Origin of the sequence: Acinetobacter sp. 197 (assembly GCF_048148385.1) — a bacterium.
GTDB classification, from domain to species: domain Bacteria; phylum Pseudomonadota; class Gammaproteobacteria; order Pseudomonadales; family Moraxellaceae; genus Acinetobacter; species Acinetobacter pecorum.
In genome coordinates this window covers 1-21718 of sequence record NZ_JAYWZK010000014.1, presented here as the reverse complement: position 1 = coordinate 21718, position 21718 = coordinate 1, and the positions used below count along the sequence as shown (strand labels likewise).

The 21718-nt window shown below is 43.6% G+C and carries 16 protein-coding genes; 7 read left to right on the top strand and 9 right to left on the bottom strand.

The window, feature by feature from the left end:
* Positions 1-94: 94 nt before the first annotated feature.
* From VXQ11_RS13340 to VXQ11_RS13315, 6 genes are all read left to right on the top strand, one after another.
* Positions 95-514, top strand: coding sequence for a GNAT family acetyltransferase (locus VXQ11_RS13340; protein ID WP_064102184.1), 420 nt, complete (start codon positions 95-97; stop codon positions 512-514).
* Positions 515-713: 199 nt separating this feature from the next.
* The gene (locus VXQ11_RS13335) at positions 714-1409 is read left to right on the top strand and encodes a DsbA family oxidoreductase (RefSeq protein WP_064102183.1); all 696 of its coding nucleotides are present in this window, start codon (positions 714-716) and stop codon (positions 1407-1409) included.
* A gap of 605 nt (positions 1410-2014) precedes the next feature.
* Entirely contained in the window at positions 2015-2278 is a 264-nt protein-coding gene (locus tag VXQ11_RS13330; RefSeq protein WP_416706251.1) for a hypothetical protein, read from the top strand.
* A gap of 248 nt (positions 2279-2526) precedes the next feature.
* Positions 2527-2706 (top strand): hypothetical protein, encoded by a 180-nt coding sequence (locus VXQ11_RS13325; protein WP_416681146.1) that lies wholly within the window; start codon positions 2527-2529, stop codon positions 2704-2706.
* 10 nt (positions 2707-2716) lie between these two features.
* Positions 2717-4117 carry a hypothetical protein gene (locus VXQ11_RS13320; protein WP_416706250.1) on the top strand — a complete coding sequence of 467 codons (1401 nt, stop codon included), beginning with the start codon at positions 2717-2719 and terminating at the stop codon, positions 4115-4117.
* Between the two features lie 92 nt (positions 4118-4209).
* The gene (locus VXQ11_RS13315) at positions 4210-5319 is read left to right on the top strand and encodes a hypothetical protein (protein ID WP_064102181.1); all 1110 of its coding nucleotides are present in this window, start codon (positions 4210-4212) and stop codon (positions 5317-5319) included.
* 70 nt (positions 5320-5389) lie between these two features.
* Here the strand turns inward: VXQ11_RS13315 and VXQ11_RS13310 are convergent, their stop codons facing one another.
* From VXQ11_RS13310 to VXQ11_RS13285, 6 genes are all read right to left on the bottom strand, one after another.
* Positions 5390-5572 carry a hypothetical protein gene (locus tag VXQ11_RS13310; protein ID WP_416706249.1) on the bottom strand — a complete coding sequence of 61 codons (183 nt, stop codon included), beginning with the start codon at positions 5570-5572 and terminating at the stop codon, positions 5390-5392.
* A 291-nt stretch (positions 5573-5863) separates the two neighbouring features.
* On the bottom strand, positions 5864-7783 hold the full coding sequence (gene htpG / locus VXQ11_RS13305) for a molecular chaperone HtpG (RefSeq protein WP_416706248.1): 1920 nt from the start codon (positions 7781-7783) through the stop codon (positions 5864-5866).
* A gap of 151 nt (positions 7784-7934) precedes the next feature.
* Entirely contained in the window at positions 7935-8279 is a 345-nt protein-coding gene (locus tag VXQ11_RS13300; RefSeq protein ID WP_144724228.1) for a lysozyme inhibitor LprI family protein, read from the bottom strand.
* 191 nt (positions 8280-8470) lie between these two features.
* Complete coding sequence (locus VXQ11_RS13295) at positions 8471-9076, bottom strand: OmpW/AlkL family protein (RefSeq protein WP_064094965.1); 606 nt, start codon at positions 9074-9076, stop codon at positions 8471-8473.
* A 330-nt stretch (positions 9077-9406) separates the two neighbouring features.
* Positions 9407-10771, bottom strand: coding sequence for a Na+/H+ antiporter family protein (locus VXQ11_RS13290; protein WP_064094966.1), 1365 nt, complete (start codon positions 10769-10771; stop codon positions 9407-9409).
* Between the two features lie 101 nt (positions 10772-10872).
* Positions 10873-11754 carry an alpha/beta fold hydrolase gene (locus tag VXQ11_RS13285; RefSeq protein WP_416706247.1) on the bottom strand — a complete coding sequence of 294 codons (882 nt, stop codon included), beginning with the start codon at positions 11752-11754 and terminating at the stop codon, positions 10873-10875.
* A gap of 117 nt (positions 11755-11871) precedes the next feature.
* On the opposite strand from VXQ11_RS13285, the gene VXQ11_RS13280 reads away from it, so the two are divergent.
* The gene (locus tag VXQ11_RS13280) at positions 11872-12366 is read left to right on the top strand and encodes a DUF4442 domain-containing protein (RefSeq protein ID WP_416706274.1); all 495 of its coding nucleotides are present in this window, start codon (positions 11872-11874) and stop codon (positions 12364-12366) included.
* A 58-nt stretch (positions 12367-12424) separates the two neighbouring features.
* On the opposite strand, the gene VXQ11_RS13275 is transcribed toward VXQ11_RS13280, so the two are convergent.
* From VXQ11_RS13275 to rpoB, 3 genes are all read right to left on the bottom strand, one after another.
* Entirely contained in the window at positions 12425-12790 is a 366-nt protein-coding gene (locus VXQ11_RS13275) for a hypothetical protein (RefSeq protein ID WP_064094969.1), read from the bottom strand.
* A gap of 206 nt (positions 12791-12996) precedes the next feature.
* On the bottom strand, positions 12997-17187 hold the full coding sequence (gene rpoC, locus VXQ11_RS13270; protein WP_064094970.1) for a DNA-directed RNA polymerase subunit beta': 4191 nt from the start codon (positions 17185-17187) through the stop codon (positions 12997-12999).
* 175 nt (positions 17188-17362) lie between these two features.
* A complete protein-coding gene (gene rpoB, locus VXQ11_RS13265) occupies positions 17363-21451 on the bottom strand; it encodes a DNA-directed RNA polymerase subunit beta (RefSeq protein WP_064094971.1) in 4089 nt (1362 codons plus the stop codon).
* Between the last annotated feature and the right edge of the window lie 267 nt (positions 21452-21718).

Genomic DNA, 21718 nt, shown 5'->3' with positions numbered 1-21718 from the left:
CGTTTTTTTATGGTTTTTATTTTTCAACATGGCTTATCAAGGGCTCAAAAATCGATTAATCTAAATTGCTCAAAATAAATGCAAAACTATAATTATGTTTATTATTCGCCCCTATTTAGAATCCGATTTAGATGATGTCATTGCACTTTGGGAACTGTGCGGATTGACCCGTCCGTGGAATAACCCTGAAAGAGATATCTTTCGTAAATTGGCACAGCGCGATCAACTGTTTTTATTGGCGGTCAAAGATAACCAACTGATTGCAACCGTCATGGGGGGCTACGATGGTCATCGCGGATGGGTCAACTACTTGGCTGTTCATCCCAATTTTCAACGTAATGGTGTTGCAACGGCATTAGTGCAACAACTAGAAAAACGTTTGATTGCTTTAGGTTGTCCAAAGCTTCAACTGCTTATACGTAAAGATAATATTGATGTACAAAGCTTTTATGAACAATTGGGCTATAACGAAATTGAAGTCATTTGTTTAGGTAAGCGCCTAATTCAAGATTAAAGCCTGTCTAATTTTATTTAATCACCCTTACTTTGCATCACAAAATTGATGTGCAATAGTAATCACTGTGTACTTGAAAATGGATTAATTCTACATTTTCTAGAGATGAGCCGAAGATCAAAAAGGGTTTGCATTCCTTGGCTTTAAAATTTAGGATTTGCCCCCATAACTCCTAAAGAATATGGAATAGAGATTTATCATGCGTGTAGATATTTGGTCTGACGTGGTTTGCCCCTTCTGCTATATTGGTAAAAAACGTTTGGAAGCTGCTGCACAAGAAGCCGGTATTGAACTGGAAGTACATTGGCACAGTTTCCAGCTCGATTCTGAAGCACCAGTTCGTCAGGAAGTGTCCAACTCTGAGCGTCTGGCGCAAAAATATGGCCGCACCGTGGCTGAAGTCGAAGAGATGCAGCGCAATATTGCTGCGATGGCCAAAGAAGAAGGCATTGAATTTAACTGGGAAGGTGCCAACTCAGGCAATACCTTTAATGCACATCGCCTGATTCATCTGGCACAAAGCAAAGGTCTGGGCAATGAAGCTGAGGAAGCGTTATTCTACAGTTATATGACTCAAGGCCTGCCGATTGGTGAACGTGAAACGCTGGAAGATGTTGGAGCGCGAATTGGCCTGAATCCGGTCGAAGTTGATGACCTTCTTGATTCGGATGAATTTGCTGACTTTGTTAAATTTGATCAGGAAGTGGCCCATGACCAGCTTAAGGTCACAGGCGTCCCTTTCTTTGTTTTTGATCAGCGCATTGCTTTGGCGGGTGCTCAGCCTAAGGAAGTTTTCCTGCAAGTTCTTGAAAAAGCATTAGAGCAGCCGCAGCAACAATCATCTGCCAATCAATGTACTACAGAAACCTGTGATGTTCCGGTGAAGCCTGAATAAAGATCAATTCAACTAGAGAAATCCTCATCCAAGATGGGGATTTTTTATGCTTTTTATAAATTTATTCCATCAAAGAATTCATCTTTAGATTGACAGAGTAATCCGTAATTTTATTGTCATTAAACACAATTTTCTCTACCTCAACTCAGGTTAACTGAATATTTTCAATTACCGCCTAAAAGTCTTGATTACTCAATGAATTGATTGCCATAGCTTTTAGGATTGCTCTGTAAACCCCATAAAACGCTCAGGCTGAAAATAAATAAAAGTCCCGCTTAATCCATTCCTAAAAAATTGTAGAATCTCGAAAATCAGCCTTAAGTTGTGATATTAAAAAAAACAGCTAGCTGCTTTTTTAGTACTCAACCAGATCCATATTCTGACTATAAAAACAAAGCATAATGCCCTGTAAAATCGTAAAAAATTGAATAATTTAAATCCACTAATTCATTGTTTTATAGAGTAATTAATCTAAAATTTACTGCTTAAATTTGCCGAAACTATCATTTTCTATTCAGGCTGATTTGCTATTATTTTACTCGCAGTAAGTTTAAATATTCTCCCATGTTCAAGTTATTGAACGCCCTGATATTAGAGGTCATCTTATGAATGCTCTTAAATTTGCTTTCGCAGCAATCATTATGGCTTTTTCTGTTCAAGCATCAGCGCAAATGACTCAAGTGGTTTATCTACCAGATTTTCCGGTGACTAAAGCGCCTGCTGAACCAGTGAATTCAGATTCCACCCCTGTTCAGGCATCCCTGCAAACAGCACAAGTCGTTTATCTGCCAGATTTTCCGGCGACCAAAGCGCCTGCTGAAACAGTAAATTCAGATTCTGCGAATATAGGCACCAAATATACAGCTTAAAAGCAGAAGCTATTTGTATTAAAACAGGCTGATTGATTCAGCCTGTTTTAATATCAGGTGAATCATATCCAGATTAAAAACCGATCAAGCTAAAAATTTCGACTATTTCTCATTCTGATTTTTTTCTATTGATTTTTATCACTTTTTATTAAAAATTTTGTTTATAAAATATTCAAAATAAATCACTATTTTATGTGATCCCTGCTTATAATTGCAGCATAAATATACTGATATCAAGAAATTCTGCTATGCATGAACTTCAAGCATTGCTACAGGGCAAAATTCCGCCTCAGGCGATTTCTGTTGATTTTTTAATTGAAATGGTGGAACGCCATACAAATCTAAATTCTGCTGAATATAAGCTGGTCGAACTGGCAGTCAACATGATACTCGCCCACACACTGGATCAGGCATTGCAACATCTCTAGAGATCTAAAAATGAATGCTTTAGAAAAAGCACAATTAATTAAAGAATTACAGCAACTAACACGACAACTTGAGTATAAAGCCCTGCCTTTGTATGAAATTGCACGCTCAAAAAAAAGAATACGCGATATTTTTGATCTATGTGATGAGCCTATTTTCAGAACCCAGATTCTAGCTTTTAAAGCCCGCACCCAACCTGAGCTTGTCGCCTACCAGTTTTCTGAAAATACCGCCTATCATCTCAGCTTCCGGGGTTATTTCATCGAAAGCCTGGTGCTGGAAAAAGCCTTGTATGCCCATCCGGATTCAGGTTGGGCACTTTTACATCGTCCTGAACATGGCTGGCAGCTCTGGCTGATTCCGGCTCCCCACTCTCCTGCCCTGCACAGTCCATGGGCGGGACTGCAACAATGTTATATCTGGCTGTTGCAACAACAGCAGCAGTCTGCTTGTCTGAAAGAAGATCCACCATTATTGACGGTACCGGCTCTATCCCTGAATGAGGCTGAAAGCAGCTTAAAAGTGGAAGAAAAAAGCAAATACCATCGTGGTCAGCCAAGAGCAATAATCCAAGTGCCGGAATCAAGTCACCCTAATGAACCAGCTACTCAAGTAAAAACCCTACTTGAGGATCTTAATCCTCATCCAGAAACAGAAACAATAAGTCATCAAGAACCGGGCCTAGCCATGGAACTCATTCAGTTTCCTGCAGAAATCCAGATAGGTAGCATGATCGCCCAGGTTCGCTCTTTGGGCTTAGAAGAAGCCAATATACAACGGCTCTGTGCTTTAGAACTGGCACCCGATGACGGACATCCCGCCTACCTGGATATTGCCCTATATTATGCCGCAGAAGACAACTGGCAGGCACGTCAGGTCTTTGTGGCTGAGCAATTGAATCTGCAAGGCCAGTTTGTCAAATATCTGATGCTTTTAGGCGTACCAAGTCAGTTGCAGGCACACTATTGCATCCAGCACTGGCTGGCCCAGCATCAACGTCAGGCTGCTGCAATTAAATCACTGGCATGGTCTGCTTTAGCTACCCGTTTCCTGCAAGTGGAGCTCTTTTCAAAAGCTTACCTGCAACAGGCAGAAACGGTCTGGACATCGCCAGATTATTACCCGTTTATATTTGCGCATTTAATCCAGAAGCAGAAATTTATCTTATTTAAAGAAGCTGCTGCAGATTTTTCTACCCCAATACTTTTACTACAAGAACATCAGAAAATTCGAGTGATTCATGGTGAAGCACGTATATCGCTTGCAGAAGATGAGCTGGCCTATCCGCACCTGTTGCTACAACGTGACAAACAGCTAAATTGGCAGAATATTCACAATATTATTTTATCAATGCCACAGCCCATCCAAGTGATGGATCTTTATCGGGAGATTCAGGCTCAAATGATTGAATAATTGCTGTTATTTTGTAGCTTTAACTTGCTTTTCAAGGCCATTTTTTAGAAAACTACAGCTAGATATAAGAATACAAGAGCAACAAATAACTCATGCAAATAAACAGGATTACTCCAATCTTACTGCTCTCTCTCGGTATAGGAATGAGCAGTAGTATGTCTTGGGCAAATTCAGTAGCAGATGCTCCTGACAATCCGGCAGATACAGAGCCAAATCATTCAGGATTACTGGATCAGATTCCGCGCTTGATCGATGCGACACCTACGATCTTACCGGAACAGTCTGATGAAGCAATTGTGCCCTCCATGACAGAAACTGAAAATAACTCATGGGCCGATAAAAGGCAGAAAGGAATCCGTGAATGGGCAGACAGGACCGCACATAAAATTGACAACTGGTTTGGCAAGACTGACCCAGACCAGCCAGCTAATGCGACTTTACGAATCATTCTGGATAATAGCTGGGACAAATATGAAACTTATGAGATCAAGCCCAGAATTCGAGGAAAAATTAAACTTCCGACTCTGGAGCAGAAATTAAGTCTGGTTTTTGGTGATGACAGTCTGGATAACGAACTGGACACCAATGCTGCCATTACCAATGAAAATCTTGACAATGCCAGGGATAAAAATCTGGATATTCGCCGTACCCGTGAAAACAACAGCTCATTTGCCTTGCGCTGGTCAGAATTCGCCGATGGCCTGCCTTTCGATACCGATCTGGACCTCGGGGTACGTTCTGGCGATGATATCTATGCACGTGCCAAAATCAGTAGAGACTGGACCATGGAGAATGACTTCTCCTTTCATGCGGAACAGATTTACCGTTATGGATTGCAGAGTGAAAACTACCTGCGGACCAATCTTGAGCTGATCCATGCCCGGCCCAATCAGGCCTTTTTTTCCAATCAGCTGAGTCTGACTTATGCGGATGAACAGGAAGATGATCTGACCTGGGACAATTACACCTTCAGACAGCATCAATTTTTTCAGGAAAACCGCTTCAATTACGGTATCTATACAGGCGGTTATCTGGAGGATAAAGATCTGCGTCTGAATCGCTGGGGCCCTTATGTATCTTGGAGACAGCCGTTTCTACGCGAATGGTTTTTTGTACAGGCTGACCTGAACTACCTGAATGATGACCGACTGAACCGTAGCCATTATCTGGGTGCGTTAGTGCGTATGGAAGCCATTTTCTAAACCCAAACTGTCCTGAAAACATCAAAGCCCATAAAATATGGGCTTTTTCATGTTTGGATAAAATCAATGCTTATTCAGGAGAGTAATGTGTCGTGGAGACAAGACGATTGCTGCCCCCTATACGCGCTTTTCTTGCAAGGATGAGCCCCATCTGTGACATATTGAATTCCACACGATTAGCACACTGGATACGCTGTAATTTTGGTACGTCTTTTTTGACCGATGCCTGAAAGCCAATATGATCATTATGCAACACTTTTCTTAGATGCCGTGTCGGCCAAAGCTAATGCACTCATTGAGATCAGCATGATCTGTACCTAGACTTATTACTGGCGATTTTTTCATGAAGAACTCTTCAATCTCAATAATCTCCATTATGAATTAATATTCAATAATCTATCCCATTTAAAGATTATAAAATTAAAGGTATTTCTTTATATGAGCTCACGCTTTTTAAAATTATGCAAAGAAAATTAAAGTTTTCAGGAATGAATTCAAGCTATGAAAAAATCCCTCCGAAGAGGGATTTTTGAAGCCTAGAAAATTAACCTAACAGCAGGCTGTTAATACGTTTCACATACTCAGCCGGATTTTCTGGCAACCCCCCTTCTGCAATCATGGCCTGATCAAAAATCACATTGGCCAGATCATCAAACTGGGCCGAACCTTCCAGTTTTTTCACCAGCGGATGTTCAGGGTTAATTTCAAGAATCGGCTTAATGTCAGGAACAGGCTGTCCGGCATCTTTCAGTATACGGATTAACTGCGGAGATAGCTCGCCTTCACCTGTGACCAGACAGGCTGGAGAATCAACCAGACGAGTAGTCACACGCACTTCTTTGGTTTTGTCTTTGAGAGAATCAGTCAGTTTCTCAACTACTGGCTTAAACTGTTCAGCCGCAGCTTCTAGCGCTTTTTTCTCTTCGGCGTCTTGCAAATCACCGAGGTCAACTGCACCCTTGGACACGTTCTGCAATGGCGTACCATCGAATTCATGTACGAAGTTCATGGCCCATTCATCGACACGCTCAGACATCAACAGTACTTCAATGCCTTTTTTCTTGAACAGTTCCAGTTGTGGCGAATTCTTCGCAGCGTTCAGGCTTTCTGCAGTGATGTAGTAAATGGCCTTCTGGCCTTCTTTCATGCGTGCCTTATAGTCCGCCAATGAAGTGCTGACTTCGTCGTTGGTCGAGGTAGCATAGCGCAACAGCTTTAAGATACGTTCACGGTTCGTAAAGTCCTCACCCAGACCTTCTTTCAGTACCGCACCAAATTCATGGTAGAAAGTCTTGAATTTTTCCTGATCTTTTTCATCTTCAGATTTTGCCAGGCTATCTAAAGTGGTCAGAATACGGCGGGTATTGCCTTCACGGATGGTTTTCACATCGCGGCTTTCCTGCAACAGCTCACGGCTGACATTGAGCGGAAGATCGGCACTGTCCACTACACCCTGTACAAAGCGCAGATAGTTTGGAATCAGGTTATCCGCGTCATCCATAATGAAGACGCGTTTGACATACAGCTTGATGCCTGCTTTGGCTTCACGGGTAAAAATATCCTGTGGTGCCTTGCTTGGAATATAAAGCAGCTGGGTGTATTCCGTGCTGCCCTCGACCCGATTGTGCGCCCAGGCCAAAGGTGCAGCAAAATCATGCGTCAGGTTTTTATAGAACTCGATATACTGCTCTTCGCTAATTTCAGACTTGTTACGGGTCCAGAGCGCGCTGGCCGAGTTAATGGCTTCCCATTCATCAGTCTTCACATAGTGACCGCCTTTCGGTGTTTCACCTTCAGCAGCTTCATCTTCCTGCCAGACTTCTTTTTGCATCTGGATTGGTAAGCTGATGTGATCCGAGTACTTGTTGATGATCTGCTTTACTTTATAACTTTGCAGATAATCCAGGGCATCTTCACGCAGGTGCAGGATAATATCGGTACCCCGGCTTTCTTTTGTAATCTGTTCAACTTCGAACTCACCCGTGCCCTCGCTGATCCAGCGCACACCTTCTGAGGCATCTGTACCGGCACGACGCGATTCTACCGTAATCTTGTCTGCCACGATAAAACCTGAATAGAATCCTACCCCAAACTGGCCAATCAGCTGGGCATCGGCTTTCTGATCTCCAGTCAGTTTAGACATAAAATCTTTGGTACCAGACTTTGCAATAGTCCCCAAATTATCAATCGCTTCTTGCTGGCTCAGGCCGATCCCGTTATCTGAAATGGTAATAGTTTTATTTTCTGGATCAAGGCTGACCCGAACATGTAGGTCTGGATCATTTTCATAATATTCAGGATGATTAATGCCTTCAAAACGCAATTTGTCACATGCATCCGAGGCATTGGAAATCAGTTCGCGCAGGAAAATTTCAGGATTTGAGTAAAGCGAATGGGTCACGAGGTGCAGTAACTGTGCTACCTCGGCCTGGAAACTGTGTTTTTGTACGTTTAAATCGCTCATGAATCACTCCTATTATTGTAAATACAGATATTAACTGCTGCCTATATGAATGGAGTGAGTTCAATAATTTTCAATAGTCTGAAGTGGATTTTTTCTCAAAAAAATTTAGATTTTTTATCTTTATCAGATTAATAGATTGAATCAATGAATCTTAATAAGGTCCCATTTTATAGATACGCTCAAACTGCAGGTCCAGCTGCTGCTGACGCATGTTATAGACCTGACTCAGACAAGACACCGATTCCTGGCAACGGTCGCGAAACTGCAGCCATTTGACCTGATCGCGCTGAATCACCGAGCGCGTTCCCATCGGTACCATACGGCGTAAAATATGGTAGCTGGTGCTCATCTTGACATCGGCATCATTGAGCAGTCGATGCTCACAAATCGTTTTTTCTGTACCAGTTACAGCTTTCTGACAGTCAAAGCTTGCTGCATAGGCAGACGCTGCCAGCAGACTGGAGAAGATCACAATACCTTGGATTAAAAACTTCATGCTGATCTTCCTTATTATTCAATTATTAAGTCGTATTCAATTAATGTTTACTTTATTCGTTTTAATATAGTTGAACATTGCCGATCTGCTCAATTTCAACACGTTATAAATCGTTGTTATTTTGAAAAAAAAGCCTCATACAAGATGAGGCTATTGGAAAATCAATCCAGGAATGTGGAAGCTTAAACTTTTTAGAATTTGTAGCTATAACCCAATGTATAAACAATCGGATCAATATCTAAATTAAATTTAGATTTTCCAACTGCTGCAGCTGTTGCATCATCTAAAGTCACTTCAGGACTCAAATCCGCATAACGCACATCTACAAACACACCCCAGTTTTTAGCATCTGCCGGTTGATAGTTAAAACCGACTTGTCCAGCAATACCAAATTCCTCTTTGACGTCTTTTGCTGCACCTTCTTCATCCCAAGCAATAAAGGCTGTTCCACCCAAACCTACGTATGGCGTAAAACGTGTAGAGTTTTTAAAGTGATATTTTGCGGTAATGGTTGGTGGAAGATGCTTAATCTTGGCAATTTTCCCTAGACCCTGAGCAGAAATGTCATGGTTAAACGGGGCAGCCAATAATAATTCTGCCGAAATATTGTCATTGAAGAAATATTCAACAGAAGGAGTAAAACCATATTCCTGATCGGCTTCTACGACTAAACCTGGTGCAATTTCAGTATCGCTTGTTGGTGCCAAAGAACTCGCACCCACTTTAACTTGCCACGGACCTGCCATCGCAGATGCAGAAAGACCCATTAATGCAATTAAAGTAATTTGCTTTAACATTTTAAACACCCCACTGGAAGAATAATTATTAAAAAATAAACCCTAATTAATAATAAACACGATAGAAAATAATATGCAATACAGATTATAAAACTAATTTTCAATTATTATTTAAGATATTGTTTTAACTTTAAATTTATTTTAAATTGACTGGAAAGGTTGGTTTTAAATACCAAGTAAATTAATCAGATTAACAGGCTTTATTCAGAGTAAAACAATCAGGTTTATATTAATTTAATCTTTAATAAAAATATTTAAAATACATCTTATAATTTATTTTAAATCCAGATGAATCTGCCCTGATCTATATCAGGGCAGATTAGAATTTCCTTAGAGGACCATAGCTGCAATCCAGCCAAAAATGATCAGTGGAATATTAAAATGAATAAAGGTAGGGACTACGCTGTCTTTCATATGGTCATGTTGACCATCCATGTTTAAACCCGAAGTCGGACCCAAAGTTGAATCCGATGCTGGTGAACCGGCATCACCTAAAGCTGCTGCAGTCCCGATAATCGCAATAGTCGCTGCAGGACTAAAACCGAACTGGATACAAAGCGGCACATAGATAATCGCTAGAATCGGAATGGTTGAGAAAGACGAACCAATACCTAAGGTAATCAGCAGACCGATCAGCAGCATCAAAAATGCGGCCAGTGCCTGACTATTACCAATCCAGTGGACCGATGCCTCGACCAGCGCAGGCACCTGATTGGTGGCTTCAATCACGGCTGCAAAACCTTGTGCTGCAATCATGATAAAACCGACCAGCGCCATCATGCGCATACCGGTAATGATCACATCATCCGCTTCTTTCCACTTGAAAATACCGGCACAGCTGAGAATTGCCACACCGACCAGACCTGCTAGAATCATTGAATCTGAGTACAGTTGCACTACCAGGGTTAAAATAACAGCCAGACCGGCCATCCAGATAGTGAATTTCGAAATTTCAGGTTTAAGCTGTGGCTCTACCCCGAGTTCAGATGAAATACTTTGCGGCTTTTCAATCTGAATGTCTTTGTACTGACGCGGTTTACGATAGCTGATAAATATAGCCACCAATAAGCCAACGAACATTCCAAATACCGGGATCGCCATGGCAGATGGAATCTGGTCATAGCTGATTTCAAAACCATAAGGCTTACCAAAAGTATTGATGTTATAACCCAGAATATCATTCAGGAAGATCGCACCAAAACCCACTGGAATCAGCATATAGGTTGCAACCAAGCCAAAGGTTAGCAGACAGGCCACCAGACGGCGATCCAGCTGTAAATGGTTAAATACAATCAATAGCGGTGGAATCAGTACCGGAATGAAAGCAATATGCACAGGAATGACATTCTGCGAGAACACGGCAGCAATAGCGACGGTGAAAAAGATCAGATATTTCATCCGGTTCTGTGCTTTAAAATCCGCCTCACCCTTTAAGGTGCTAATCATTTTATAGGCCAGTAAATCCGGTAAACCCGAACGTGCCAAGGCCAAAGCAAATGCACCTAGAATACCGTAAGCCAAGGCAATTTTGGCCCCACCACCCAAACCATTGTTAAATGCGTCTAAGGTACCCTGCAGACCAAGACCTGCCAATAAACCACCTGTAACAGCACCAATGACCAGGGCAAAAACCACAGGTACACGTGCCAATGAGAGTCCAAACATGACTCCAATAGCAGCAAGAATTGCGAACATAATGAATCGGAGATAGAGAGAAAGCCGCTATTTTATCAGAAAATACGGATAAAAATTCCGCCACTTTCCCCTCGCCGGGTCATGCTTCACAAAGCGGCTTATCAATCAGTGACCGCAGACGTCTTCTGAATAAAATAATCAATTAATTGAGCAACTTGCTCTGGCTGACTCAGAATCGCCCAGTGATTGGCAGCCAATTCTACTCTCGAAAAATCATCCACCCATTTAGACACTTCATCGATCAGATCAGGGCCGACAAACTTATCATTTTGCAACACAATCGCTTGTACAGGACAGATTGCAAAGCGCTGCCGTGGTTGAGCTAAACGTGGCAAAAAGTTAGCCCGATACAGATTCACACCATATTTTCCATCTTTGACAATATAGGGATTAAGCGGCAGATCATCGCGTTTTTCCAGTTGCTCAACGATCTTGGCCCAACGCTGCGGATTAAAAAAATTCCAGGCCAAAGGTGCCACCCAGGGCAGCTGAAACACCGCGATATACCAGGACTTGCTCATCTGCTTTAAGAATTTTGTTCTGTTTTGCTGGAACTGTTCGCGCATCCAGAAAGCTGCATGGTCCAGACAGGGGCCGGACAGCGTGCTATAAGACAAAATTCGGCCTTTGAATCTAAAATCTGTGACAGATTCCCAAGACTGAATTGAGCCCCAGTCATGTGCAGCCAGATGAAAAGCTCGATTCGGCAATACCTTATTCACTACTTCTTCCAGATCCTGACTTAAACGTGCCAGACGGTAATCCGAGATTTTTTTAGGAATACTGGACTCACCTGCACCACGTACATCATAGGTCACAATAAAGTAGTTCTGAGTTAAATAATGAATGACTGGCTCCCAAACCATCTGATGATCGGGATAGCCATGAACCAGCACCAATGCCGGCTGTGTGGGCTGTCCATAAGTTCTGACACAGAGCCGCTGCTGATCCGTGGTATCGACCCATTGTGTTTGCATTTCCATCTCTTAATCCTGTTCTTGTTATTGACCGCTTAGTTTATAAATCGGCATGATTGATCAATGCTAGCGCATTTTTGTTGCTCTAGTATGCATAATCAAAGCCACAAAAAGAATGTCAGTATGAACCTGTTCCAGAAAATTCAAAAACTGCCGCTGGTATCAAAATTTATTTTGAACCGCTATGCTCCTTATCGGGGTGCAGGTATCGAAATTGATAAGATTGATTTTAATAATTATCACGTGCGGGTCAAAATGCCGCTAACCCGTAAAAACCAGAATATTGTCGGCGTACATTTTGGTGGCAGCCTGTATTCGATGGTCGATCCTTTTTATATGTTACTGCTGATGCATCATTTGGGGCCGAAATATCTGGTCTGGGATAAAGGTGCCAGTATTCAGTTTTTGGCTCCTGGCCGCGGCACCGTGATCGCGGACATCCGGATCTCTGCTGAAGAAATCAGCACAATTATCAATTTGGCGGCCAACAATGCACCTGTATACCGCAATTATCAGCTAAATATCTATGATGAAGCCGGGGTCAGGATTGCGGAAGTAGAGAAAACGGTTTATATCCGGCGAAAACAGAGCAAAGGGAAAAGCCTATCTGTCAAATAAGATAAAAGCGCCCATATGGCGCTTTTAAATTTAGATTATTTTACAAGTGAAACAGGACTTAACGACGACGGTTATCCTGTTCAATGGCAGCTCCGGCACCACCACCGATGGCGCCACCGATGGCAGCACCAGCATTGCCACCAAAGATGCTTTTACCGACTGCTGAGCCTACCGCACCACCTACACCACTATAGGTTGCATTACGGTTGGAACCACCTTGGGATTTACTGCCTACTGCAGCACCGGCACCACCACCAATCGCAGAACCGACACCACCGCCGACACTATTACCTACGCCACCACCGACGGCACCACCTAAGGCAGCAGCACCAATACGTTGATTTTTGCTCGACATGTTTTCACAACCTGCCAACATAAAGGTGGAAAGCGTGGCAACTGCCATAACACCGATTAACTTTTTCATGACCTTGGCCTTCCTGTCTTGTCTTGTTTTAATTAAGCTTATCTTCATTTTATGGAACTAAAATCTGTAGCGTGTTATTTCTCTCGGTATTCCTGCTGATTTTTGTAAATATCAGTGGATAATTCCCATGTTGAGGAAGCTATCTGGATGAGTTTTGTATAAAAAAAGACGCCCGAAGGCGTCTCTTTTTTAAGCTTTAACTTGAATTAGAATTCTTCGTTAAATGCCTGGCTTAAAGCTTGGTCTACATCAGAGAAGTTATTATGCAGTTCAAATTCTGCAGCTTCTGCTTCTTGACGACGACGCTCTAAGTGGTAAGCCAAACCTGTACCTGCTGGGATCAGACGACCTACAACCACGTTCTCTTTCAAGCCGCGTAAATCATCTTCTTTACCTGTTACAGCCGCTTCAGTTAACACACGTGTGGTTTCCTGGAACGATGCAGCAGAGATGAACGAGTCAGTAGAAAGCGACGCTTTGGTAATACCCATCAATTGACGTTCAAACTTCGCAGGGAACTTGTTTTGCGCAAGAACTGCTTGGTTTTCCTGAACAACACGGATGTAATCCACTTGTTCGCCTTTGATGAAGCTGGTATCGCCACCGTCAGTGATATCAACTTTACGTAGCATTTGACGTACGATGACTTCAATATGCTTATCGTTGATTTTTACACCTTGCAGACGGTATACGTCCTGAACTTCGTTCACGATGTAATTCGTCAATGCCACTTCACCTTTCAGACGTAAAATGTCATGCGGGTTTTGTGGACCATCAGAAATCGTCTCACCACGGTTTACATGCTCGCCTTCGAACACGTTAATGGTACGCCATTTCGGAATCAGCTCTTCATAGATTTCAGAGCCATCATCCGGCGTAATCACCAGACGGTTCTTACCTTTGGTCTCTTTACCAAAGCTCACAACACCTGACACTTCTGCAAGGATTGCATGCTCTTTCGGCTTCCGTGCTTCGAACAAGTCAGCTACACGTGGCAGACCACCGGTAATATCACGAGTACGTGAAGATTCTTGTGGGACACGACCGATTACGTCACCGACACCAATTGTTTCGCCATCGCGAACAGAAAGAATCGTGTTTTGTGGCAGGAAGTAGAACTGCTCACCACCATCGACTGTGTCTAACACAACAGCAGGACGCAAATCTTTACCTGACGCAGGACGTGAAGTCACTGGCAAGATTTCGATGGTTGACATACCTGTTGCATCATCAGTTTTAGAAGTAACCGTCACGCCATCAGCAATCTGGCTGAAACGCACTTTACCAGCAACTTCTGTTACCAATGGATGTGTATGCGGATCCCAAGTCGCCACGATACCGCCTGCTTCTACAGCTTCGCCATCTTTGAGCAAGATAGATGCACCGTATGGAATTTTATAGCGCTCACGCTCACGACCTAAGTCATCCGCAATACCGATTTCACCTGAACGTGAAGTCGATACCAAGTGACCTTTGGCATGTTGTACGGTTTTCACGTTATGGAAACGTACTGTACCCTGGTTACGAACCTGTACGCTGTTTGCAGCAGAAGTTCGGCTCGCAGCACCACCCACGTGGAAGGTACGCATCGTTAACTGTGTACCTGGTTCACCAATCGATTGAGCTGCCATAACACCAACAGACTCACCTGGGTTCACCTGATGACCACGTGCCAGGTCACGACCGTAACATTTCGCACATACACCGAAGGTAGATGCACAGTTCACGACTGAACGCACTTTAATTTCGTCGACACCCTGGCTTTCAATAAACGCAGCCAGTTTCTCGTCAATTAAAGTATTACGTGGAAGCAGAACTTCATCTGTACCCACTTTCTTGACATCTTCAGCAACTACACGACCCAATACTCGTGCACCCAGGTTCTCGATGACATCACCACCCTGAATGAACGGAGTCATCACTAGGCCGTCGAAGGTACCACAATCCGGCTCGGTAATGACCAAGTCCTGCGCAACGTCTACCAGACGACGAGTCAGGTAACCAGAGTTTGCAGTCTTAAGTGCTGTATCGGCCAAACCTTTACGCGCACCGTGTGTCGAGATGAAGTACTGAAGTACGGTCAAACCTTCACGGAAGTTCGCTTTAATTGGGGTTTCAATGATCGAGCCATCCGGCTTCGCCATCAAACCACGCATACCCGCCAACTGACGAATCTGAGCTGCCGAACCACGGGCACCCGAGTCAGACATCATGTAGATCGAGTTGAATGATTTTTGCTTCTCGTCTTCACCCTGTTTGTTCTTCACAGTGGTGAAAGACAAGTTGTCCATCATCGCTTTAGCAACCTGGTCATTGGTACGCGCCCAAATATCGACCACTTTGTTATAACGTTCGCCGGCAGTTACGAAACCTTGTTCGAACTGTTGTTCGATTTCACGAACTTCAGCTTCCGCTTTACCAATAATTGCTTGTTTTTGCGGTGGAATAACCATGTCTTCCATACCGACAGATACACCTGAACGCGTCGCTTGACGGAAGCCCAAGTACATCAATTGGTCAGCGAAGATAACAGTATCTTTCAGACCCAATTTACGGTAGCAAGAGTTAATTAACTTCGAGATGTTTTTCTTGGTCATCTCAACGTTAATTTGCTGGAAATCCATACCTTCAGGCACAACTTCCCAAAGTAGGCAGCGACCAGGCGTCGTATCTACAATAATGGTTTGCTGTTCACGGTTACCATCTTCGTCGATCACAGTCTGGTGTACACGTGCTTTAACGCGAGCGTGTAGATCAACCTGACCAGTCGCCAGTGCACGGTTTACTTCGTGAGTATCCGCGAACACCATGCCTTCACCTTTGGCATTGATTGCATCACGCGTGATGTAATACAAGCCCAAGACAACGTCCTGAGACGGTACGATGATTGGCTCACCGTTCGCTGGAGACAAGATGTTGTTTGTCGACATCATTAACGCACGAGCTTCAAGCTGAGCTTCAAGTGTTAATGGTACGTGTACCGCCATCTGGTCACCATCGAAGTCGGCGTTAAACGCAGCACATACGAGTGGATGTAGACGGATCGCTTTACCTTCGATCAGGATCGGTTCAAATGCTTGAAGACCCAGACGGTGAAGAGTGGGTGCACGGTTCAACATCACTGGATGTTGACGAATCACGTGAGCAAGTACGTCCCAAACTTCTGGGGTTTCGCGCTCAACCATTTTCTTCGCAGCTTTAATGGTGGTTGCTTGACCAGATGCCTGTAGTTTCGCAAAAATAAATGGCTTGAACAGTTCAAGTGCCATTTTTTTCGGAAGACCACATTGGTGCAAACGCAGGTTTGGACCAACAGTAATTACCGAACGGCCAGAGTAGTCAACACGCTTACCAAGTAAGTTTTGACGGAAACGACCCTGTTTACCTTTGATCATGTCTGCCAAAGATTTAAGCGGACGCTTGTTCGAACCGGTAATTGCACGACCGCGACGACCGTTATCCAGCAATGCATCTACAGACTCTTGCAACATACGTTTTTCGTTACGTACGATGATGTCTGGCGCAGCAAGGTCAAGAAGACGCTTCAAACGGTTATTACGGTTGATCACACGACGGTAAAGATCGTTTAGGTCAGAAGTCGCGAAACGACCACCTTCAAGTGGTACAAGCGGACGAAGGTCTGGTGGAAGAACTGGAAGTACAGTCAACACCATCCATTCTGGCTTGTTGTTTGAATCGTTGAATGCTTCCATCAACTTCAAACGCTTAGATGCTTTTTTCAGCTTGGTTTCTGACGTCGTAACAGGAATTTCTTCACGCAGACGCGCAATTTCAGCTTCAAGATCGATGTCTTTCAACAGGTCTTGAACCGCTTCAGCACCCATTTTCGCTGTGAATTCATCACCGTGTTCTTCTAATGCATTGAAGTATTCTTCATCGTTTAGAAGCTGGTATTTCTCAAATGGAGTCATACCCGGATCGGTCACTACATAAGATTCGAAATACAATACACGTTCAATATCACGCAGCGTCATGTCTAAAAGAAGACCGATACGGCTTGGTAATGATTTCAAGAACCAGATGTGCGCAACCGGTGAAGCAAGGTCAATATGACCCATACGTTCACGACGAACTTTCGCAGTAGTCACTTCAACGCCACATTTTTCACAAATGACGCCTTTGTATTTCATACGCTTGTATTTACCACACAAGCATTCATAATCTTTTACTGGACCAAAGATTTTGGCACAGAACAAACCATCACGTTCAGGCTTGAACGTACGATAGTTAATGGTTTCTGGCTTTTTAACTTCACCGTGAGACCATGACTTAATCATTTCTGGTGACGCAAGACCAATACGGATGCGATCAAACTCTACAGGAGCATGACCGTCTGAATCCGTCTTTTTGCGCATGATATCGAGCAAGTCTTTCAATTTTTTTCTCCGTGTGTTGTGGAGATTTTCACTCAACAACTGGGTCACAAATATTGTTTTTTAACTGAGTAATCCCCCCACCATCCTGCCTATCTCTAAGCGGGAAACTCCCCTTAAATTTAAGAGGAGTAAATCCCCCCCTTTATCAAGGGGGTTGGGGGGATTGGATGGTTACTTAGTCACCATTTTTCAGTTCAATGTTGATACCTAAAGAACGGATCTCTTTGGTCAATACGTTGAACGATTCAGGCATGCCCGGATCCATATAATGGTTGCCATCTACAATGTTCTTGTAGATACGGGTACGGCCTTCAACGTCATCCGATTTCACAGTCAGCATTTCTTGTAGCGTATATGCTGCACCGTAAGCTTCTAGTGCCCAGACTTCCATCTCACCGAAACGCTGACCACCGAATTGTGCTTTACCACCAAGCGGCTGTTGCGTTACTAGCGAGTAAGAACCAGTTGAACGCGCATGCATCTTATCATCAACCAAGTGGTTCAGTTTCAGCATGTACATATAACCGACAGTTACCGGACGGTCGAAACGTTCACCTGTACGACCATCATATAATACAGTCTGACCAGTACTAGATAGGCCTGCAAGTTGTAACAACTCTTTGATCTGACCCTCTTCAGCACCATCGAATACAGGCGTTGCCAAAGGCACACCAGCACGCAAGTTGCCAGAAAGTTTCAAGATTTCTTCGTCGGTCAAGCTATCAAGATCTTCTTGCTCGCCACCCACTTTGTTGTAAATCTTGTCTAGGAAATCACGAAGCTCAAGTACAGTACGTTGCTCTTTCATCATCTTGTCGATTTGATCGCCAAGACCTTTTGCAGCCATACCTAGGTGAGTTTCAAGAATCTGACCCACGTTCATACGCGATGGTACGCCCAGCGGGTTAAGCACGATATCAACAGGTACACCGTTGGCATCATGTGGCATGTCTTCTACCGGTAAGATGTTAGATACAACACCCTTGTTACCGTGACGACCCGCCATCTTATCACCCGGCTGGATGCGACGTTTTACAGCAAGATAAACTTTAACAACTTTCAATACGCCAGTAGTCAGTTCATCGCCTGTAGAAAGTTTTCGTTTTTTCTCAGCAAATTTCTCGTCAATTTCAAAGCCCTTCTCTTTCAAGAACACTTGAATTTGCGTTAAACGTTCAGCAATTGCTTCATCAACTGGTTGAATTTCAAGAAGATCAACGAGCTCTAAACCAGACAACACGTCTTCAGACAATTTGTCGCCACGTTTAGTTGTACCGCCACCATTCGACTCTTGGCCGTTGAGTAGACGGATCACGCGTTCACGTGCAGCTTCTTCAAAGATTTTGAACTCTTCTTTCAAGTCCTTACGGTATGCATCAAGCTGTGCTTTTTCAATTGCTTGAGCACGTTCGTCTTTTTCAAGGCCGTCACGTGTAAACACTTGAACGTCAATCACAGTACCTTTCGTACCCGATGGAACGCGTAAAGATGAGTCTTTTACGTCAGCCGCTTTTTCACCGAAGATTGCACGTAGCAATTTTTCTTCCGGAGTAAGCTGCGTTTCACCTTTAGGTGTCACTTTACCAACCAGGATGTCACCGGCAGTTACTTCAGCACCGATGTAAACGATACCTGACTCGTCCAGTTTAGACAGAGCAGCTTCACCTACGTTCGGAATATCCGCAGTGATTTCTTCCGCACCCAGTTTGGTATCACGTGCAACACATGACAATTCCTGGATATGAATAGACGTTAAACGGTCTTCTTGAAGTACACGCTCAGATAACAAGATCGAGTCTTCGTAGTTGTAACCATTCCAGGTCATGAACGCAACGCGCATGTTCTGGCCCAGTGCCAGCTCACCGCCATCTGTTGATGGACCATCAGCAAGCACATCGCCACGACCTACTTTATCGCCCATGTTCACAAGAACTTTCTGGTTGATACAAGTGTTCTGGTTCGAACGGGTGTACTTGATCAGGTTGTAGATATCTACACCTGCTTCACCTGCGATCATTTCGTCTTCATTCACACGAATAACCACACGTGACGCATCTACATATTCGATACGACCACCACGTTTCGCGATCACACATACACCAGAGTCATGTGCTACGTTCGCTTCCATACCTGTACCAACAAGCGGCTTGTCAGCGATCAACGTCGGAACTGCCTGACGTTGCATGTTTGAACCCATCAATGCACGGTTGGCATCATCGTGTTCTAGGAATGGAATCAGTGAGGCTGCTACAGAGACTACCTGCTGAGCAGATACATCCATATGCGTTACTTTTTCAGGAGGCATACGTACGAAGTCACCTTGATGACGTACAGATACGAATTCTTCAGTTAAATGACCATCTTTATCAATTGCAGAATCGGCCTGTGCAATCACAGTACCCACTTCTTCAATAGCAGATAAGTATTCAACTTCGTCTGTTACACGACCATCAACCACTTTACGATACGGTGTTTCCAGGAAACCGAACTCGTTCGCTTTAGCATATACAGAAAGCGAGTTGATCAAACCAATGTTTGGACCTTCCGGTGTTTCAATTGGACAAACACGGCCATAGTGAGTTTGATGTACGTCACGTACTTCAAAGCCTGCACGCTCACGTGTCAAACCACCCGGACCAAGCGCTGATACACGACGTTTGTGTGTAATTTCAGACAACGGGTTGTTTTGGTCCATGAACTGGGACAACTGGCTTGAACCAAAGAATTCTTTGATTGCAGCAGCCACTGGCTTCGCGTTGATCAAATCCTGCGGAGACAGGTTATCAGTTTCAGCTTGTGACAGACGCTCTTTAACAGCACGTTCTACACGAACCAGACCCACACGGAATTGGTTTTCTGTCATTTCACCAACAGAACGAACACGACGGTTACCCAAGTGGTCGATATCGTCGACTTCACCTTTACCGTTACGGATTTCAACTAATGTTTTCAGTACATCAGTGATATCCTCATTCGAGAGAATACCTTCAACTTCACGTGACTTCTGGTCTGTACCCACTTCGTAAGGACGACCCAAACGACGGTTGAACTTCATACGACCCACTGGAGACAGGTCATAACGCTCAGAAGAGAAGAACAAGTTGTTAAACAGGTTTTCAGCAGCTTCTTTGGTTGGTGGCTCGCCCGGACGCATAACCTTGTAGATTTCTACCAATGCTTCTTCACGGCTTGTAGTCGTATCTGCACGTAGAGAATCTGCAATGAATGAACCGCGGTCGATATCATTGGTGAACAGAATATTGAACTGCTTCACGCCGCCTTCTGCAATTTTCACCATAATTTCATGGCTTAATACAGTATTGGCTGCAATCACATCACCATCTTTTAATGGGATGTCTTCAGCAGTAATACGCTCATATAGGTACTCATCAGGTACTGCAAGTTTTTCAAGACCCGAAGCTTCCATTTGACGTACATGACGCGCATTGATACGTTTACCTTGCTCAACAATTGCCTTGCCATCCTTGTCCAGGATGTCAAACTGTGCCATTTCGCCACGCAGACGTTCAGGCACCAGGTCAATTTGGTAGCTACCCATGTCAAGATACACAGGTACTTTCTCGTAGAACATGTCGAGAATGTTTTCGTTACTATAACCCAAGGCACGAAGTACTACAGTCGCAAGTAATTTACGACGACGGTCAATACGTACATAAACCAGGTCTTTCGCATCGAATTCAAAGTCTAACCATGAACCACGGTAAGGAATGATACGTGCTGAATAAAGAACTTTACCACTTGAGTGAGTCTTGCCCTTATCGTGGTCAAAGAATACGCCTGGTGAACGGTGTAATTGTGACACGATCACACGCTCGGTACCGTTAATCACAAAGGTACCGTTATCCGTCATCAATGGCATTTCGCCCATATAGACTTCTTGTTCACGTACGTCTTTAATTGACTTCGTTTCACGATCTTTCAGGATCAAACGAATTTTTACACGCATTGGTGCTGCATAAGTTGAGCCACGAAGGATACATTCGCGTACATCAAACTCAGGCTTACCAAGACTATACTCAACAAATTCTAAAGCAGCATTGCCAGAATAACTTTCAATAGGAAAAACTGAACGAAATGCGGCTTGGAGACCGATATCTTCGCGGTTTTTTGGTGATTTGCCATCTTGTAAGAATGTTCTGTACGAGTCGACTTGAATCGCGAGCAAGTACGGAGCATCCATGACGCTAGGCAATTTACCAAAATTCTTACGGATCCGTTTCTTTTCGGTATATGAGTATGCCATCTGGAGTCCTCGGAAAGTGTAAACCAAGCCCGCCTGCAGAACGGGCTCAGAAGGAATTACGCTGGCCGATATGGCCACCACTCTTTACAAATGCTGCAATTTTTAGTGGTATTAAAACGCTTATCAATATTTTTTTAATGAAAAATATTGGTAAGCGTTTGTTCATTATGTTTATTTTTAATTTGTATGAATTTTCTCTGCACACGACAAAAAAATCATCCCCACCCGATTTTCATAGGTTTAGGGGTTAAAAAGCTAACTAACTGT

Coding starts and splice junctions, on each gene's coding strand:
- VXQ11_RS13340 (WP_064102184.1), top strand. CDS start 95: ATGTTTATTATTCGCCCCTATTTAGAATCCGATTTAGATGATGTCATT.
- VXQ11_RS13335 (WP_064102183.1), top strand. CDS start 714: ATGCGTGTAGATATTTGGTCTGACGTGGTTTGCCCCTTCTGCTATATT.
- VXQ11_RS13330 (WP_416706251.1), top strand. CDS start 2,015: ATGAATGCTCTTAAATTTGCTTTCGCAGCAATCATTATGGCTTTTTCT.
- VXQ11_RS13325 (WP_416681146.1), top strand. CDS start 2,527: ATGCATGAACTTCAAGCATTGCTACAGGGCAAAATTCCGCCTCAGGCG.
- VXQ11_RS13320 (WP_416706250.1), top strand. CDS start 2,717: ATGAATGCTTTAGAAAAAGCACAATTAATTAAAGAATTACAGCAACTA.
- VXQ11_RS13315 (WP_064102181.1), top strand. CDS start 4,210: ATGCAAATAAACAGGATTACTCCAATCTTACTGCTCTCTCTCGGTATA.
- htpG (WP_416706248.1), bottom strand. CDS start 7,783: ATGAGCGATTTAAACGTACAAAAACACAGTTTCCAGGCCGAGGTAGCA.
- VXQ11_RS13300 (WP_144724228.1), bottom strand. CDS start 8,279: ATGAAGTTTTTAATCCAAGGTATTGTGATCTTCTCCAGTCTGCTGGCA.
- VXQ11_RS13295 (WP_064094965.1), bottom strand. CDS start 9,076: ATGTTAAAGCAAATTACTTTAATTGCATTAATGGGTCTTTCTGCATCT.
- VXQ11_RS13290 (WP_064094966.1), bottom strand. CDS start 10,771: ATGTTCGCAATTCTTGCTGCTATTGGAGTCATGTTTGGACTCTCATTG.
- VXQ11_RS13285 (WP_416706247.1), bottom strand. CDS start 11,754: ATGGAAATGCAAACACAATGGGTCGATACCACGGATCAGCAGCGGCTC.
- VXQ11_RS13280 (WP_416706274.1), top strand. CDS start 11,872: ATGAACCTGTTCCAGAAAATTCAAAAACTGCCGCTGGTATCAAAATTT.
- VXQ11_RS13275 (WP_064094969.1), bottom strand. CDS start 12,790: ATGAAAAAGTTAATCGGTGTTATGGCAGTTGCCACGCTTTCCACCTTT.
- rpoB (WP_064094971.1), bottom strand. CDS start 21,451: ATGGCATACTCATATACCGAAAAGAAACGGATCCGTAAGAATTTTGGT.